We start from the raw sequence: 17,577 nt of genomic DNA on the forward strand, positions 1-17,577 counted from the left end.
AGGCAGGCAGCACATGAGGAAACCGCAACCGATCGACTACGCGGCGGTCTTCCAGGCCCTGCCCGGCATGGTGGCGCTGCTGACGCCCGAGCTGGTCTACGTCGACGTCAACGACGACTTCGCGCACCTGGCGGGGCGTACTCGCGAGCAGTTGCTGGGCCGCTACATCTTCGACGTCTTTCCGGAGAACCCGAACGATCCGGCCGCCGCGGGCATGCGGGAGACGCGGGAGTCGATGCTGCGCGTGGTGGCCACGGGCGAGCGGGACACCATGGCGGTGCTCCGCTACGACATCGAGGACGTCCAGCGGCCCGGCCACTGGCAGGAGCACTTCTGGAGCCCGGTCAACGCCCCGGTCCTCGGCACGGACGGGAAGGTCGTGCTGGTCGTGCACCGGGTGGAGGAGGTCACCGAACTCCTGCGCGCCGGCAGCCGGACCGACAGTGACCGGGCCCGCGTGCTGGAGGCCGAGCTCTACACCCGGGCCCGGGAACTGCAGGAGGTCAACGAGCGGCTGCGCAGGGCCCACGCCCATGAGCGTGAGGTCGCCCTGGCCCTGCAGACGGCGATGATGCCCACCCCCAGGCATCTGGGACCTCATCAGGCGGCCGTGCGCTACCGGCCCGCCATCGGTGACCTGAACGTCTGCGGCGACTGGTACGACCTGGTGGACCTGCCGGGCGACCGTATGGCGGTCGCGGTCGGCGATGTGGTCGGGCACGGGCTGGCGGCCGCCTGCGCCATGGGGCAGCTGCACAGCGCGCTGAGCGCGGCCACCCGCCTCGCCGACGGACCCGCTCAGGCCCTGGAGGCCCTGGACATGTACGCCTGCTCCGTGGACGGCGCCGAGTCCGCCACGGTGGCGACGACCATCATCGACTGGGGCGGACGCAGCATCACCTACAGCTGTGCAGGCCATCCCCCGCCAGCGGTGCTCCACTCCGACGGCACCGTGTCCTTCCTGGACCAGGCCACCGACCCGCCGATCGACGCGCGCCCCGGCCGCGTCGCCCGCCCCGAGGCCCGTGTCCCCTTCGCCGGGGGCGACACCCTGGTGCTGTACACCGACGGTCTGATCGAGCGCCGTACCGAGGACGTCGACACCAGTCTGGGCCGCCTCGCCGACTGCCTGACCCGTCACCGGGGGACCGCCCCCGAGGCCCTGGCCGACGCCCTGCTGGCCGACCTCCTGCCGGCCACGGGCAACACCGACGACACCGCGCTGGTCGTCGTCAGCCTCTAGCGGACGGGTCCGGCCGCCACGAGGTGTTCCTGCCGAGACGGCCGCTCTCGCACTGAACTCCGCCCGGCGGTCACCCCTGCCCGTCGTACTGCACATGGCACCCCAGGCGTCCCCCAAAGCGCGAAAGACCTTCGCCTTTGACATCGTTCCGGGCCTTTGCGGCAAGGCCGCCTACGGATTCGCCTCAGTCTCCGTACTCAGCAGGAGGTACACCGCATGGTCGGCAGACATGCAGCGGGCAGGCGCCGCGCCGCCCTGACCACACTCGGCACCCTCGTCCTCACCGCGATCCCCGCGGCCGCGGCGGCCGCCCCGCCGCCCGCGCCGGGGCCCCTGCCCGCCGCGTCCCGGACGCTCGGCTCCGACAAACCGTCCACACAGATCCTGAGCGCCATGCAGCGCGACCTGCATCTGACGCGGGCGCAGGCGGCCGCCCGGCTGGTCAACGAGGAGGAGGCGGGCACCCGCGCGGGCCGTCTGCACAACGCCCTGGGCGGGCACTTCGCCGGCGCCTGGGTGAGCGGGAAGACCTCCGCCGACCTCACCGTCGCGACCACCCACGCGGAGGACGTGCCCGCCATCAAGGCGCAGGGCGCCAAGGCCGTGGTCGTCAAGGCGCCGCTCAGCGCCCTCGACGCCGTCAAGGCGAAGCTGGACTCGGCCGCCGTCCGCGTGAAGACGCACGACACACCGGTCTGGTACGTCGACGTGCCGGGCAACCGGGTCGTCGTCGAGGCGACGAGGCAGTCGGCGGCCACCGCCTTCCTCAAGGCCGCCGGGGTGCAGGACAAGGGTGTGGCCGTCCGGCTGACGAAGGACCGGCCGCGGCTGATGGAGGACCTCGTCGGCGGGGAGGCCTACTACATCAACAACGCGGCCCGCTGCTCCATCGGCTTCTCCGTCACCAAGAGCCAGCAGCAGGGCTTCGTCAGCGCGGGCCACTGCGGCAAGCCCGGCGACAAGACGACCGGGGTCAACAAGGCCGACCAGGGCACGTTCCAGGCGTCCACGTTCCCGGGCAAGGACATGTCCTGGGTGGCCGTCAACAGCAGCTGGACCGCCACGCCCGACGTCAAGGGGTCGGGCGGCAGGAACACCCAGGTCGGCGGCTCGGTCCAAGGGCTCGTCGGGGCGTCCGTCTGCCGCTCCGGCTCCACCAGCGGATGGCACTGCGGCACCATCCAGCAGCACAACGCGTCGGTCGACTACGCCCAGGGCACCGTCGACGGCCTGACCCGGACCACGGTGTGCAGCGAACCGGGTGACTCCGGCGGCTCGTTCGTCTCCGGCGCACAGGCGCAGGGCGTCACCTCCGGCGGCTCGGGCGACTGCACGGCCGGCGGAACCACCTTCTACCAGCCGGTCAACCCCATCCTCAGTACCTTCGGCCTCACCCTGAAGACGGCGTCCGTGCAGACCGGCCCGCCCGCCGCGCAGGGCACCGCCACGGCGAACGCATGGGCCGTCGGCCGTGTCTACGAGGTCGGCGCCACGGTGACCGTCGGGGGCGTGCGCTACCAGTGCCTGCAGACCCACCAGGCGCAGGGTGCCTGGTCGCCGGAGGGCACTCCGGCCCTGTGGCAGCGGATGTAGCGGCCCGTACGGGCCCCGGTGCGGGGGCACGGCCCCCGCACCGCCCGCTCAGCGGACCGGTTCCGCGGCCCTGGTCGCCCTGCCCGGCAGCCACTCCAACGGCCCGCGCCGGAAGTACCGGGCCCACAGCCTCGCGAACACGGTCACGGCGACGACGAAGCCGAGCAGCATGTGCAGCGGGGAGCCGGGCAGTTCCTCGATGCCGAGGAAGTGGATGCCGACGATGGGAACGCATGGGCCGTCAGGGACACCGTTCCGACCGCGATGACCAGGTGGGCCGGCCGACCGGTGGAAGCGCGGGAAGGCGTCGACCGCGGCGAGGAAGGCGGCCAGGACAGCGATGGCCAGGCCGGTGTTGGCCACGATCGACAGGGTCGTCTCACTGTGCGGTGAGGCCACCAGCAGCCCGGCGGGGGTGCTGCCGTGTGGGTAGCCCCAGGTGTCGGACCACCAGGCCGGCCCGGACGAACCGCCCTCGGCCATGCCCCGGCACTCAGCTTCCTCAGCGCGCCGGACACGAGGTGCAGGGCCGGCCAGGAACCGCCGTAGCCGAGGACGGCGAGGGATGCGCCGGTGCTTGCGAGGCGGGACGTGGTCTCCGCCCCGGAGGGCGCAGACCACGTCCGACCGGTATGCGTCAGACGTACTCGGTCGCCGCGTCCAGCAGCCAGTCCGTCAGGTAGCCGGCGAAGGACGAGCGGACCAGCACCCAGAATCCGGCGCCGGGTTCGTCCCTGGCGACGAGGACGACCTGTGTGCGGCCGAGCGTCGTCTGGGCGCAGCGGCCGGTGCCGAAGGCGCGCGGGTGCAGGTCCAGCGCGCAGCCGTGGGCCAGCAGGTCGCGGGCACCGGGGCCGGAGACGAGGAGGGTGGTGCGCTGGGCGGAGACGTCGGTTACGGAGACGGGCTCCTCTCCGACGGCCGCCCTGATCCGGGTCTCCAGGTCCCGCTCGCTGCCCGGCGGGCCCACCACCAGCCATTCGTCCGGGCCGAGCCACAGTGCGGTCGACTCGCCCGCGCGGATGGCCGTGTTGGGTTCGAGCGGCAGCTGCAGGCCCAGTGCCAGCCCGACCGCGTCGGCCGCTCCTCCCTTGGCGTCCAGGCGGACGTTCACCTGGGCCAGGAAGGGGAGTTCGGCCAGCCGGACGGCACCCTGGGAGGTGCGCGTCGCAGCGGCCAGGCGGTCGGCGTAATGCGACAGCGGACTGCGGGGCGGGGCGGTGAGTGCGGTGTCAGCCATCGCGGCGGGCTCCCTCGGGGTCGTAGAGGACGGGGCCGGCGACGGTCACCGGGACCAGGCGGTCGCGCACGACGGCGTACAGCCGCTCGCCGATGCGCTCCCGGCCGCCCTTGATCAGGGCCAGCGCGAAGGTGCGGCCGAGGGCTGCGCTGCGGTAGCTGGAGGTGACGTGGCCGAGCATCGGGACCGGCGGCGCGGGCAGTTCACTCTCGGCGACCAGTTGGGTGCCCTCGGGGAGGAACGTGCCGGGGTCCTCCGGAAGCAGCCCGACCAGGTGCTTGCGGTCGGGGCGGACGGCGTCCGCGCGGGCGAAGGAGCGCTTGCCGATGAAGTCCGGCTTCTTCTTCGACACCGCCCAGCTCATACCGAGGTCGTGCGGGGTGATCGTGCCGTCGGTGTCCTGCCCGATGATCGGGTAGCCCTTCTCGGCACGCAGGACGTGCATGGTCTCGGTGCCGTACGGGGTGATGCCGTAGGGGGCACCGGCCTCGTACAGGGCCTCCCAGAGGGCGAGGGCTTCCCACGGCGACACGTTGATCTCGTAGGCGAGTTCACCGGAGAAGCTGATCCGGCAGACGCGCGCGTCGATCCCGGCGACGGTCGTCTCCCGCCAGGCCATGAACGGGAAGTCGTCGTTGGAGATCGCGAGTTGGGGAGCGAGCGAGCCGAGGACGTCGCGGGACTTCGGGCCGACCAGGGCGACGGTGGCCCACTGCTCGGTGACGGAGGTGCAGTGGACCTTCAGTTCCGGCCACTCGGTCTGCAGCCACTCCTCCATCCAGTCCAGTACGGTCGCCGCGTTGCCGGTGGTCGTGGTGACCAGGAACCGGTCGGGGGCGAGGCGGATGACCGTGCCGTCGTCGAAGACCATGCCGTCCGGCCTGCACATCACGCCGTAGCGGATCATGCCGACCTTCAGGGTGCTCATCATGTTGGTGTAGAGCAGGTCGAGGAAGACGCCGGCGTCCGGGCCCTGTACGTCGATCTTGCCGAGGGTGGAGGCGTCCATGAACCCCACGCTCTCGCGGGTGGCCGCGCACTCGCGCAGCACGGCCGTATCCATGTCCTCGCCGTCCTGGGGGTAGTACCAGGGGCGCTTCCACTGGCCGACGTTCTCGAACAGCGCGCCGTGTTCGACGTGCCATCCGTGCAGGGCGGTGGTGCGGATCGGGTCGCTGAGCACGCCCCGGTCCCGGCCGGCCAGGGCCGCGAAGGAGACGGGCGTGTAGGGCGGCCGGAAGGTGGTCGTGCCGAGCGCGGAGATGTCCACGCCGAGCAGATCGGCGACCACACCGCCGGCCAGGACGCCGGAGGTCTTGCCCTGGTCGTTGGCGGTGCCGGCCGTGGTGTAGCGCTTGGTGTGCTCGACCGAGCGCATGCCGGCGCCGGTCGCGCGGGCCAGGTCGTCGATGGTGACGTCGCGCTGGAGGTCGACGAAGCGCGGGGCGCCGTCGCGACCGGGGACGGTGAAGACCTGCATGGGCGGCGTGGTCCGCGGCTGGACGGGCACGGCCGGGAGCGCCGGGGCGTCCGGGCTGTAGCCCTCGGCCTCGATCGCCCGGGCACCGGCGGCGGCACCCTGGGCGAGCACGGCGGCCAGGTCGAAGGTGCCGTTCGCGCTGCCCGCGACCTCGACGGCCTGACGGACGACATCGGGCACGAAGGTGCCCAGCGCCTCGTCGTGGCGGAGCTTGCCGCCCGCCTGGCTGAACAGGTGCGCCACCGGGTTCCAGCCGCCGGAGACCAGCAGCAGGTCGGCGGCGAACTCCCGCTGCGCCACGGTCTCCCCGTACGGCGCCACGCTCACGGCGGTCAGCCGTGCCTCGCCCTCCGTGCCGGTCACGGCGTACCCGGGCAGCACCTCGATGCCTGCCGCGCGGGCCCGGTCCGCCCACTCGCCGGGTGCGGGGCGGGTGTCGACGATCGCCGCGATCTGGACGCCCGCCGCGGCGAGGTCCAGTGCGGCGGCGTAGGCGCTGTCGTTGGTGGTGAACACGACCGCGTGACGGCCGGGCAGGACGCCGTGACGGTGCAGATGGGTGCGGGCCGAGGCGGCCAGCATGATGCCGGGCCGGTCGTTGTCCGCGAAGGCCAGCGAGCGCTCGTGGGCGCCGGTGGCGAGGACGACGCGGCGGGCGCGGATGCGGTGGACGCGCTCGCGGGACACGTTCTCCGGCGCCTGGGCGCCGAGGTGGTTGGTGCGGCGCTCCACGGCGAGGAGGTGGTTGTCGTCGTAGTACCCGAAGACGGTGGTACGGCGCAGCACGCGCACCTCGGGAGCGGACTCCAGTCGGGTGCCCAACTCGTCGGCCCAGTCGAGGAGTTCGCCGGTGCCCAGGAGGCTGCCGCCGAGTTCCGGGCGGTCGTCGGCGAGGATGACGCGGGCGGCGCTGCTCGCCGCGGCCGCTGCCGCCGCGAGGCCGGCCGGGCCGGCGCCGACGATCAGCAGGTCGCAGTGGGTGTGTACGGCGTCGTAGCGGGCGGGGTCCGGTTGGGTGGCGAGGCGGCCCTGGCCGGGGAGGCTGGTGGCGACCAGGCCGTCGTGGAGCTCGACGGTGGTGGCCGGGAGCATGGGCTCGGGGAAGGGTTCCTCGATCTGGATGACGGCGTTGGGTTCTTCCACACCGGCGGAGAAGATGCCTCGGGGGCGGCCGAGCTTGATGCTGGTCGACGCCTGGATCACACCGTTGGCCAGAAGGGCCGAGGCGAGGGTGTCGCCGCGGAAGCCCTGGTATTCGGTGCCGTCGAAGGTGAAGGTGAGGGGGGTTTCTCGGTCCACGCGGCCGCCGGTGGGCAGGCGGAACGGCTGGTTCTCCCCCACCCCGCCCCTTCCCGAAACCAGGGGGCCCGCCCCCTGGACCCCTGCTGAGGGCTCCGCCCCCAGACCCCCGATCGGCTCTGAAGGGGCCTTGTCCTCAAACGCCGGACGGGCCGGCTTTGGTTCGGCGGTCGCCGGGCGCTCCTCCCCCGCCCGGTACACCGCCAGGATCTCGTTCGTCGACGTGTCCCGGACGGCGTTGAACCAGCGGCGGCACCCCGCCGAGTGGCTCCAGCGCTCGGCGAAGGGGCCCTTCGGGTTGTCGCGGAAGAACAGGTACTTGGCCCACTCCTCGTCGGTCAACGCCGAGGGGTCCTGCGGGTACGCCACATGCGCCTGGCCGCCGTAGTGGAACTCGGCTTCGTCGCGGGGCCCGCACCACGGGCATGAAATCAACAGCATGGTTCGGGCTCCCTAGTGGGCCACCGCGGCAGCGCCGTGCTCGTCGACGAGCGCGCCGGTGGTGAAACGGTCGAGCGAGAAGGGGGCGTTGAGGGCGTGCGGGGTGTCGTGGGCGATGGTGTGGGCGTAGACCCAGCCGACGCCCGGGGTGGCCTTGAAGCCGCCCGTGCCCCAGCCGCAGTTGAGGTAGAGGTTGTCGACGGGGCTGAGGCCGACGATCGGCGAGGCGTCGGGGCTGACGTCGACGATGCCTCCCCAGGTGCGGAGCACATGCGCACGGGCGAAGACCGGGAAGAGCTCCAGGGCCGCCGCCATCTGCTCCTCGATGATGTGGAACGCGCCGCGCTGGGTGTAGGAGTTGTACGCGTCGATGCCCGCGCCCATCACCAGCTCGCCCTTGTGCGCCTGGCTGACGTACACGTGGACGGCGTTGGACATCACCACGGTGGGGTGCACCGGCTCCAGGAGCTCCGAGACCAGAGCCTGAAGCGGGTGGCTCTGGACCGGGAGGTCGATGCCCGCCATGGCGGCGAGCACCGAGGTGTGGCCCGCGGAGCACAGGGCCACCTTGCCGGCCGCGATCGGGCCCAGGTTGGTCTGGACGCCCACGACCCGGCCGCCGACCACGTCCAGGCCCGTGACCTCGCAGTTCTGGATGATGTCGATGCCTGCCGCGTCCGCGGAGCGGGCGAAGCCCCAGGCCACGTAGTCGTGCTTGGCGATGCCTGCGCGGGGCTGGTAGGTGGCGCCGAGGACCGGGTAGCGCACGTCGGGTGAGATGTTGACGATCGGGCAGACCTCTTTGACCTGCTCGGCGTCGAGCCACTCGGCGTCGACGCCGTTGAGGCGGTTCGCCTCGACACGGCGGACGCTGTCGCGGACGTCCTGGAGGCTGTGGGCGAGGTTGAGGACACCGCGCTGCGAGAAGAGGATCGGGTAGTCCAGCTCCTCGTCCAGGCCCTCCCACAGTTTGAGGGCGTGCTCGTAGATGCCGGCGCTCTCGTCCCACAGGTAGTTGGAGCGGATGATCGTGGTGTTGCGGGCCATGTTGCCGCCCGCGAGCCAGCCCTTCTCCAGTACGGCGACGTTGGTGATGCCGTGGTTCCTGGCCAGGTAGTGGGCGGTGGCCAGGCCGTGGCCGCCGCCGCCCACGATCACGACGTCGTACGAGCGCTTCGGCTCGGGCGTGCGCCAGAGGAAGTCCGGGTGGTCGGGGAGGTCGGCGCCGGGGGTGGTGGGGCTCATCGGGCGTCTCCTGAAGTACCGGAAAGGTGCGGGTAGAGCGGGTGCCTGGCGGCCAGGGCCTCGGTGCGGGCGCGCAGGGCGGTGACGTCCGGCTCCGGCTGGAGGGCGAGGGCGATCACATCCGCCACCTCGGCGAAGTCCTCCTCCGTGAAGCCGCGGGTGGCCAGTGCCGGGGTGCCGATGCGCAGGCCCGAGGTGACCATCGGCGGGCGGGGGTCGAAGGGGACGGCGTTGCGGTTGACGGTGATGCCGATCTCGTGGAGGAGGTCCTCCGCCTGGCGGCCGTCCAGCGGCGATTGCCGCAGGTCGACCAGGACCAGGTGGACGTCCGTACCGCCGGTGAGCACCTTCACGCCTGCGGCAGCCGCGTCGGGCTGCGTGAGGCGCTCGGCCAGGATGCGGGAGCCGGCCAGCGTGCGGGCCTGGCGTTCGGCGAACTCCGGGGACGCGGCGACCTTGAAGGAGACCGCCTTCGCGGCGATGACGTGCTCCAGGGGGCCGCCCTGCATGCCGGGGAACACCGCCGAGTTGATCTTCTTGGCGAGGTCGGCCTCGTTGGTGAGGATGACTCCGCCGCGCGGGCCGCCGAGCGTCTTGTGGGTGGTCGTGGTGGTGACGTGGGCGTGCGGGACCGGGTTCGGGTGCAGTCCGGCGGCCACCAGGCCCGCGAAGTGCGCCATGTCCACCATCAACAGGGCGCCGACCTCGTCGGCGATCCGGCGGAAGGCCGCGAAGTCCAGCTGCCTGGGGTACGCCGACCAGCCCGCGATGATCATCTTGGGGCGGTGTTCCTTGGCGAGCTGCTCGACCTCGTCCATGTCGATCAGGTTGTCCGCCTCGGACACGTGGTACGGCACCACGTTCAGCATCTTGCCGCTGTAGTTGATGCGCATGCCATGGGTGAGGTGGCCGCCGTGCGCGAGGTCGAGGCCGAGGATGGTGTCGCCGGGCTGGAGCAGCGCGAAGAAGACGGCCGTGTTGGCCTGGGCGCCCGAGTGCGGCTGGACGTTGGCGTAGCCCGCCCCGAAGAGCGACTTGATGCGCTCGATCGCCAGCCGCTCGGTGACGTCGACGTGTTCGCAGCCGCCGTAGTAGCGGCGGCCGGGGTAGCCCTCGGCGTACTTGTTGGTCGCGACCGAGCCCTGCGCCTCCATCACGGCGGTGGGCGCGAAGTTCTCGGAGGCGATCATTTCGAGGGTGGACTGCTGACGGTGGAGTTCGGCAGCGAGGGCGGCGTGGACCTCGGGGTCCAGCTCCGCCAGGGGGGTGTTCAGCGCGTTCATACGGCGTTCGCGTTCCTCTCGGCGGCCTCGACGACGTTGGCCAGCAACATCGCGCGGGTCATGGGGCCCACGCCCCCGGGCATCGGCGCGAGCCAGCCGGCGACCTCGGCGGCCTCCGGGTGGATGTCGCCGACCAGCCCGTTCTCGGTGCGGGTGATGCCGACGTCCAGGACGGCCGCGCCGGGGCGCAGCATGTCCTTGGTGATCAGTCCGGGCGAGCCGGCCGCCGCGATGACGATGTCCGCCTCGCGCACGTGCCAGGACAGGCCCTTGGTGCCGGTGTGGCAGAGGGTGACGGTGGCGTTCTCGGAACGGCGGGTCAGAAGCAGGCCGATGGGCCGTCCGACCGTGATCCCGCGACCGATCACACACACCCGGGCGCCCGCGAGGGGTACCTCGTAGCGGCGGAGCAGTTCGACGATGCCACGCGGGGTGCACGGCAGTGGCGCCTCGGTGCCCAGGACGAGCCGGCCGAGGTTGACGGGGTGCAGTCCGTCGGCGTCCTTGGCGGGGTCCATACGGGCCAGCACGGCGTTGGCGTCCAGGTGCCGCGGCAGCGGGAGCTGGACGATGTAGCCGGTGCAGGCCGGGTCGGCGTTGAGTTCGTCGATGACGTCCTCGACCTGCTGCTGCGTCGCGTCCGCGGGCAGATCACGGCGGATGGACGCGATCCCGACCTGCGCACAGTCCCGGTGCTTCCCGCCGACGTAGGCATGACTGCCGGGGTCGTCGCCGACGAGGACGGTACCGAGCCCGGGCGGCCGCCCGCCGGTGGCGGTCAACTTGGCGACGCGCTCGGCGAGTTCACGCCGAATGGCGGCAGCGGTGGCTTTGCCGTCAAGCAGTTCTGCGGTCACCGACGGTGCTCCTTCCAACAGGGCTCAGCTGCAGCGCCCCCAAGGGGCGCGGGACTGTTTCGGTCAGCGGCTCCGCCGCGGGGCGCGACCAGCCACAACGAACCCGCAGCCGACCGACGACCAATCGCGGCACCACGAACCACTCACCCACGAAGCCGGGACATCGTCGGGTCGAACAACGGCTCCTCGGCGACGACCGCTTCGATGCGCTCATCGAAGTAGCCGATGTGCAGCGTGTTGCCGGGCACGGCAACCTCGGCCGGCAGCCACGCATACGCGATGCCCTTGCCGATCGTGTAGCCGTACGCGGCACTCGTGACGTATCCGACCGCCCGCTCACCGTCGAACACCGGCTCCTTGCCGAGGACGACGGACTGCGGGTCGTCGATGGTGAGGCAGGTCAACTTGCGCCGCACGTTCTCCTTGCGGCGCTCAAGCGCTGCCTTGCCGATGAAGTCCCCCTTGTCGAGCTTCACGGCGAACCCGACGCCGGCCTCGTAGGGGTCGTGCTCATAGGTCATGTCGGTGCCGAAGGACCGATACCCCTTCTCCAGGCGGAGGCTGTTGAAGGCGCCGCGGCCGGCGATGACGCCGCCGAGCGGCCTGGCGGCCTGCCACAGGGTGTCCCAGAGCTTCTGCCCCTGGTCGGCGGTGGTGTACAGCTCCCAGCCGAGTTCACCGACGTACGACAGGCGCATCGCGGTCACCGGCACCGAGCCGATGTAGGCGCGCTTGGCGCGGAAGTACTTGAGGCCGTCGTTGGAGAAGTCCTCGTCCGTCAGCGGCTGCAGGACCTTGCGGGCCAGCGGGCCCCACAGGCCGATGCAGCAGGTGCCGGGGGTGGTGTCGCGGACCTGGACGGTGCCGTCGGCGGGGAGGTGGCGGGTGAACCAGTCGAGGTCCAGATTGCCGTTGGCGCCGACCTGGAAGAGGTCCCGGGCCAGGCGGGCGACGGTGACGTCGCTGCGGATGCCGCCGTCGTGGTCGAGCAGGAGGGTGTACGTCACCGAGCCGACGGACTTGGCGACCTTGCCGGTGACCAGCTTCTCCAGGAAGTCGGCGGCGCCGGGGCCGCTGACCTCCAGGCGCTTGAGGGCCGTCATGTCGTACATCGCCACGGTCTCGCGGGTGGCCTGCGCCTCCGCGCCGACGATGGGCGACCAGAACTGCGCCGCCCAGTCGCCCGGGGTCGGGATGTTGCGGCCTTCGGCCAGGGACGCGTTGGCCTCGTACCACTGCGGGCGCTCCCAGCCGTTCGCCTCCAGGAAGAAGGCGCCGTGCTCCTGCTGGCGGGCGTGGAAGGGGCTGGTGCGGATCGGGCGCGGCTTCCCGGACGGCTGGAGGGGGTGGAGGATGTCGTAGACCTCGACGAAGTTCTGGCAGTCGCGGGCCAGGACGTACTCCGGGGACAGCTGGTGCGGCTCGAAGCGGTTGACGTCGCACTCGTGCAGGTCGAAGGAGGAGCAGTAGCCGTCGACCAGCCATTCGGCCATCGCCCGGCCGACGCCCGCGGAGTGGGTGACCCACACGGCCTCGGCGACCCAGAAGCCCTTGACGTCCGTCGACTCGCCGAGCAGCGGGAAGTTGTCGGTGGTGAAGGAGAACAGGCCGTTGATGCCCTCCTCGACCTTGGCCTCCTGCGTCGCGGGGAGCAGCGACTGGGTCTCGGCCCAGGCGGGCTCGAAGTCCTCCTCGGTGAACTTCAGGACCGACGGCATGGGCGCGGCCTCGTCGAAGGAGAGGATCTCGTCGGCGGTGATCGGCATCGGGCGGTGGCCGTAGTAGCCGATGCCGATGCCGTCGAAGCGGTCGCGGTAGTAGAGGTCCGCGTCCTGGTGGCGCAGGATCGGGCGGACCGCCTCCTCGGTCTGGCCCGCGAGCGCCGGGACCGGCCCGGTCCAGGCGAGCTGATGGGCGAGCGGGGTCAGCGGGAGGTTCATGCCGGCCATGCGGGCGATCTTCGGACCCCAGATGCCGGCGCAGCACACGACGATGTCGGCCGCGATCTCACCCTGGTCGGTGAGGACGCCGGTGACGCGGCCGTCGGCCTGCTGGACGTCCAGGACCTCGTGGCGGGCCAGGAAGGTCACGCCGCGCTCGGTCGCGCGGCGGATCTGCGCCTCTACGGCGAGGACCGCCTTGGCCAGGCCGTCCGTGGGGACGAGGAGGCCGCCGAGGACCTTGTCCCGGTTGACCAGCGGGTGCTGTTCGAGGCACTCGTCGGTGGTCAGCAGCCGGGCCTCGATGCCCCAGGCGGTGATCCAGCCGTGGCGGCGGTGCAGTTCCGCGAGGCGCTCCGGGGTGGTCGCCACTTCGAGGCCGCCGACCTGCAGGAAGCAGGGCTTGCCGTCGACGTCGAGGGAGCAGAACTTCTCGACCGTGTAGCGGGCCAGCTCGGTCATGGTCTTGGAGGAGTTCGTCTGGAAGACCAGGCCCGGGGCGTGCGACGAGGAGCCCCCGGTCGCGGGGAGCGGGCCCTGGTCGACCACGGTCACTTCGGTCCAGCCTCGTGCGGAGATCTCGTCCGCGAGGGCCGCTCCCACGACGCCCGCTCCGATGATCACCACTCGGGGTCCCGCCATCGCCGCACCTCCGAAAATCAAAACCGTTGAGTTGCTTTCTGCGCAACGTGCTTCAGGTTGCGCAACTCAGCGTGCCTGTCGCGGGAGGGGGTGTCAAGGGGTCCGTGACGTCGGAAAACGGGCCGGAACACCCGCCCGGAGCACGACAATGCCCGGCGGGCGGCGCACACCAGTGCACGCCGCCCGCCGGGCATGTTCGACCGTCCGCCGAGTCCGGCCGTGGGGCCGGGCTACTTGATCCAGGCGTCCACCTTGTCCTTGTTGGCCTCGACCCACTTCTTGGCCGCCGCGTCGTCCGTCATCTTGTCCTGGGCGATGTACTTGGCGACCTCGTTCTGGTCGTCGTTCGTCCAGCTGAAGTTCTTCACCAGGTTGTAGGCGGGGCTGCCGGACTTGGCGAACTTCGCGCTGACGACCTTGTTCAGGTTGTAGACCGGATAGTCGCAGGCGACCTTCGCCGTGTCGGTGTCACAGCCCGTCTTGTAGGCGGGCAGGGCGACCTTCTTCAGCGGGACCTCGGAGAGGAACCACTGCGGCTCGTAGAAGTAGCCGATCACCCACTGCTTGTTCTTCTCGGCGGTGCGGAAGGCCTGGATCAGCGCCGTCTCGCTGCCCGCGTACACCACCTTGAAGTCCAGCTTGAGGTTCTTGACCAGCGCCGCGTCGTTGGTGACGTACGACGGGTCGCCGTCCAGGAGCTGGCCCTTGCCGCCCGACTCGGAGGTCTGGAACTTCGACGCGTACTTGTTGAGGTTCTTCCAGTCGAGGATGTCGGGGTGCGCCTTGGCCAGCCACGGCGGCACGTACCAGCCGATGATGCCTTTGTTGCCGGTCGGGCCGGCGTCCACGGCGGTCTTCTGGCCGCTGATGTACTTCTTCACCAGGTCGGCGTGGCCCCAGTTCTCCAGGACCGCGTCGACCTCGCCGGAGCCGAAGCCCTGCCAGGCGATCTCTTCCTTGAGGTTCTTCTTGCTGACCGTACAGCCGAGGTTGTGCTGGGCGACGTACGCGACGACCGCCGCGTCGGCCTCGTAGCCCACCCACGGGTTGACGGCCAGGTTGAAGGTGCCGCACTTGCCCGAGCTTCCCGAGCCCGCGGAGGAGCTGTCTCCGACCTTCGCCCCGCCGCACGCGGTGAGGGTGAGGCCGAGGACGGCCAGGCCGGCCGCGCCGGCTCGCCAGTGTCTTGCCATGGTGTCGTGCTCCTTAAGCGGTGGCGCGGCGCGCCGCGGCCTGAGTGATCCGGTCGAACATGACTCCGAGAAGGACAATGGCCAGACCCGCGGCAAGCCCCTTCCCGTACAGCTCCCCCCGTGAGAAACCGGCCACGACGTCGTAGCCGAGGGCGCCCGCACCTACCAGGCCGCCCACAACAACCATCGACAGCACGTAGATCAGGCCCTGGTTGGTCGCAAGCGTCAGGGCACTGCGTGACATCGGCAGTTGAACCTTGGTGATGATCTGCCAGGTGTTGCACCCGGCGGAGGTGGCCGCCTCCACGGTGGTCTCGGGCACGGCCCGGATCCCGTCCGCGATGATCTTCATGGCGACCGGGGCCCCGTAGACGATCGCGGCGACGATGGCCGTGAAGCGCGTGGGGCCGAACAGCGCGAGGAACGGCACGAGGTAGACGAAGGGCGGCATGACCTGGGCCGCGTCCAATGTGGGCCGGATCAGCCGGTCCACCATCATGCTGCGGCCCATCCACACCCCGAAGACGATGCCGAGCACCATCACCAGCACCGTCGCGACGAGCGTCGAGGCCAGCGTCGTCATGGCGTCCGACCACAGACCGGTGCCGACCAGCAGGCCCACGCACACGGCCGTGGTGACCCCGGACTTCCAGCCGCCGAGCACCACGCCCAGCGCGACCAGCACCGCGCCGACGAGCCACCACGGGGAGTCGGTGACCAGCGTCTGGAACGGGTTGAGCAGGCCGTTGGTGATGACGTCACGGATGGTGTTGGTGAGGCCCGAGAGGCTGTCCTGCGCCCAGTTGGTGGCACTGTCCGCCGCGCTCGCGATGTGGCTGCCGACGGTGCCGTCACCGGGGAAGTCGGCCGCCCACAGGTAGGTGTGCGACAGATAGATCAGGACCGCCGTGACGGCGGCACCGGCACCCAGCAGGGGCCTCCGCCACTTCGCGAAGTCGTGCTTGGCGTTGCGCGCGTTCTCCTCACGGGCGGCGGCCGCGGTGGTGACCCGGTCCAGGACGATCGCCATGACGACGATGGCGAGGCCCGCGTTGAAGGCGGTGCCGACGTCGAGCGACTGCAGCGCCTGGAGGACGACCGGGCCGAGCCCGGGGGCGTTGATCAGGGCCGCGATGGTCACCATGGCCAGGGCGGCCATGATGGTCTGGTTGACGCCCATCACCACGGTCCGCTTGGACATCGGCAGCAGGACCTTCAGCAGCGACTGGCGGCGGGTGGCGCCGAGGGAGTCGGCCGCCTCGACCGTCGTCTTGGAGACGTTGCGGATGGCGTGCGCGGTGATGCGGATCGTCGGTGGGGCCGCGTAGATCACGGTGGCGATGGTGGCGGAGGCACCGCCGATGAGGAAGAACAGGGTCAGCGGTGCCAGGTAGACGAAGGTCGGCATCGTCTGCATGAAGTCCAGGAAGGGCGTGGCGATCCGGTTGAACCGGTCCGACAGCCCCGCCCACACCCCGATCGGGATCGCGAACAGCAGCGCCACGAACACCGCGGAGAGGGTGAGGGAGAGGGTGTCCATGCTCTCCTGCCACAGTCCCTGCAGCCCGAAGAAGGTGAACCCGGCCACGGCCAGCAGCGCGACCCGCCAGTTGCCCACGGCCCAGGAGACGTAGCCGGCGATGCCGACGACACCGAGCCAGCCGATCTCCGGGACCGGGCGGGCCCCGGACGGCTGCGAGATCAGGTGCTGGATGAAGGTCACCAGGTTGTCGATGACCAGCCGGATCTCGTTGAAGAAGTACAGGAAGAGCGGGTTGGAGTTGCGGTTGGCGCCGATGGAGTCGTTGAAGTCATTGATCCACCGGTGCAGATCGGTCAGGTCGGCCGCCGCCAGCGTCAGCGTCTGCTTGCCGCGCAGTACGGCGAACAGCACGAGCCAGACGACCACGATCGCGCCGAGCACCATGGGCCGGCTGATCCTGCGGGCCGCCTTGACGGGAGCGGCCGGTTCGGCTGTCTCCGTCTGCTCGGGTTTCTCGATGGCGACGGTCATCACGCGCCGCCTTCCTGCCCGGCGACCACCGCGAGGATCTCCTCGTCACCGACGATGCCGAGCAGCTTGCCGTCCTCGACGACCTTGATCGGCTTGTCGGCCGCGAGCACCGCCCGGGTGGCCTCCTTCACCACGACGTCCGGGCCGAGCTCGGGGCCGTCCAGCGCGTCGCCGTCCTCCGGCGCCCGCATGATCCAGCGCAGGGTGAGGACGTCGCCGCGCGGCACGTCCTTGACGAACTCGCGGACGTAGTCGTCGGCAGGGGCACCGACCAGTTCGTCGCCGGTGCCGCACTGGACCATCTTGCCGTCGCGCATGATCAGGATGCGGTCGCCCAGCTTCAGCGCCTCGGAGAGGTCGTGGGTGATGAACACCATCGTCTTGCCGACCTCGTGGTGCAGCCGGATGACCTCGTTCTGCATGTCGCGGCGGATCAGCGGGTCGAGCGCGGAGAACGGCTCGTCGAAGAAGAGCACGTCCGGGTCTCCGGCCAGCGCACGGGCGAGGCCGACGCGCTGCTGCATACCGCCGGAGAGCTGGTCGGGGTAGGAGTTCTCGTAGCCGGCCAGGCCGACCAGCTCGACGACCTCCATGGCCCGCCTGGTGCGCTCCGCCTTGCTCATGCCCCGGATCTCCAGGCCGAAGGACACGTTGTCCACGACCCGGCGGTGGGGCAGCAGCCCGAAGTGCTGGAAGACCATGGAGAACTTGCGGCGGCGCAGGTCGCGCAGCCGGGCCGCGTCCGCCTCGCGGATGTCCTGGCCCTCGAAGACGACCTCGCCCGAGGTGGGCTCGATCAGCCGGGTCAGACATCGTACGAGGGTGGACTTGCCGGAGCCGGACAGGCCCATGACGACGAAGACCTCGCCCTTGCGGACGTCGAAGTTCACGTCGCGTACGGCGGCGGTGCAGCCGGTGCGGTCCATGAGCTCGCGGCGGGTCAGGCCGCACAGCTCCTCGGAGTCCGGCACCCGCTCGGCCTTCGGCCCGAACACCTTCCACAGCCGGCGCACGGATATGACCGGAGTGTCCTCCGAGTCCTGGGGCGTGCCGCTTCGGTGCGCCACCTCGGTCTGTGTTGGGGTCACGATCGACCTCTTTTCGGCA

12 protein-coding genes are annotated in these 17,577 nt (G+C 70.9%); 2 read left to right on the forward strand and 10 right to left on the reverse strand.

From position 1 onward, the window contains the following. The first annotated feature begins 13 nt into the window (after window positions 1-13). Window positions 14-1,243 (forward strand): PP2C family protein-serine/threonine phosphatase, encoded by a 1,230-nt coding sequence (locus tag LJ657_RS34705; protein ID WP_232653006.1) that lies wholly within the window; start codon window positions 14-16, stop codon window positions 1,241-1,243. Between the two features lie 216 nt (window positions 1,244-1,459). Next, entirely contained in the window at window positions 1,460-2,836 is a 1,377-nt protein-coding gene (locus tag LJ657_RS34710) for an alpha-lytic protease prodomain-containing protein (protein WP_232652882.1), read from the forward strand. 48 nt (window positions 2,837-2,884) lie between these two features. Here the strand turns inward: LJ657_RS34710 and LJ657_RS34715 are convergent, their stop codons facing one another. The 10 genes from LJ657_RS34715 to LJ657_RS34760 all read right to left on the reverse strand — a co-directional run bounded on the left by LJ657_RS34715 (window position 2,885) and on the right by LJ657_RS34760 (window position 17,558). Continuing rightward, window positions 2,885-3,319, reverse strand: a complete 435-nt coding sequence (locus LJ657_RS34715) for a DUF418 domain-containing protein (RefSeq protein WP_232652883.1) — start codon at window positions 3,317-3,319, stop codon at window positions 2,885-2,887. A 154-nt stretch (window positions 3,320-3,473) separates the two neighbouring features. Further along, window positions 3,474-4,076 (reverse strand): sarcosine oxidase subunit gamma, encoded by a 603-nt coding sequence (locus tag LJ657_RS34720; RefSeq protein ID WP_232652884.1) that lies wholly within the window; start codon window positions 4,074-4,076, stop codon window positions 3,474-3,476. After that, window positions 4,069-7,296 (reverse strand): sarcosine oxidase subunit delta family protein, encoded by a 3,228-nt coding sequence (locus LJ657_RS34725; RefSeq protein ID WP_232652885.1) that lies wholly within the window; start codon window positions 7,294-7,296, stop codon window positions 4,069-4,071. The genes LJ657_RS34720 and LJ657_RS34725 overlap by 8 nt, the downstream gene beginning before the upstream one ends. Before the next feature lie 12 nt (window positions 7,297-7,308). Then, window positions 7,309-8,541, reverse strand: coding sequence for a sarcosine oxidase subunit beta family protein (locus tag LJ657_RS34730; RefSeq protein ID WP_232652886.1), 1,233 nt, complete (start codon window positions 8,539-8,541; stop codon window positions 7,309-7,311). Continuing rightward, window positions 8,538-9,824: a serine hydroxymethyltransferase gene (glyA, locus tag LJ657_RS34735; protein WP_232652887.1), complete on the reverse strand. Its 1,287-nt coding sequence runs from the start codon at window positions 9,822-9,824 to the stop codon at window positions 8,538-8,540. The genes LJ657_RS34730 and glyA overlap by 4 nt, the downstream gene beginning before the upstream one ends. After that, complete coding sequence (locus tag LJ657_RS34740; protein ID WP_232652888.1) at window positions 9,821-10,681, reverse strand: bifunctional methylenetetrahydrofolate dehydrogenase/methenyltetrahydrofolate cyclohydrolase; 861 nt, start codon at window positions 10,679-10,681, stop codon at window positions 9,821-9,823. The genes glyA and LJ657_RS34740 overlap by 4 nt, the downstream gene beginning before the upstream one ends. 143 nt (window positions 10,682-10,824) lie before the next feature. Next, entirely contained in the window at window positions 10,825-13,263 is a 2,439-nt protein-coding gene (locus tag LJ657_RS34745; protein WP_232652889.1) for a GcvT family protein, read from the reverse strand. Window positions 13,264-13,493: 230 nt separating this feature from the next. Next, window positions 13,494-14,456, reverse strand: a complete 963-nt coding sequence (locus tag LJ657_RS34750; RefSeq protein ID WP_232652890.1) for an ABC transporter substrate-binding protein — start codon at window positions 14,454-14,456, stop codon at window positions 13,494-13,496. A gap of 13 nt (window positions 14,457-14,469) precedes the next feature. Further along, entirely contained in the window at window positions 14,470-16,470 is a 2,001-nt protein-coding gene (locus tag LJ657_RS34755) for an ABC transporter permease (RefSeq protein WP_232652891.1), read from the reverse strand. Further along, entirely contained in the window at window positions 16,470-17,558 is a 1,089-nt protein-coding gene (locus LJ657_RS34760; RefSeq protein WP_232652892.1) for a quaternary amine ABC transporter ATP-binding protein, read from the reverse strand. The genes LJ657_RS34755 and LJ657_RS34760 overlap by 1 nt, the downstream gene beginning before the upstream one ends. Window positions 17,559-17,577 lie beyond the last annotated feature (19 nt).

This window comes from Streptomyces guryensis, assembly GCF_021261325.1.
Taxonomy (GTDB): domain Bacteria; phylum Actinomycetota; class Actinomycetes; order Streptomycetales; family Streptomycetaceae; genus Streptomyces; species Streptomyces guryensis.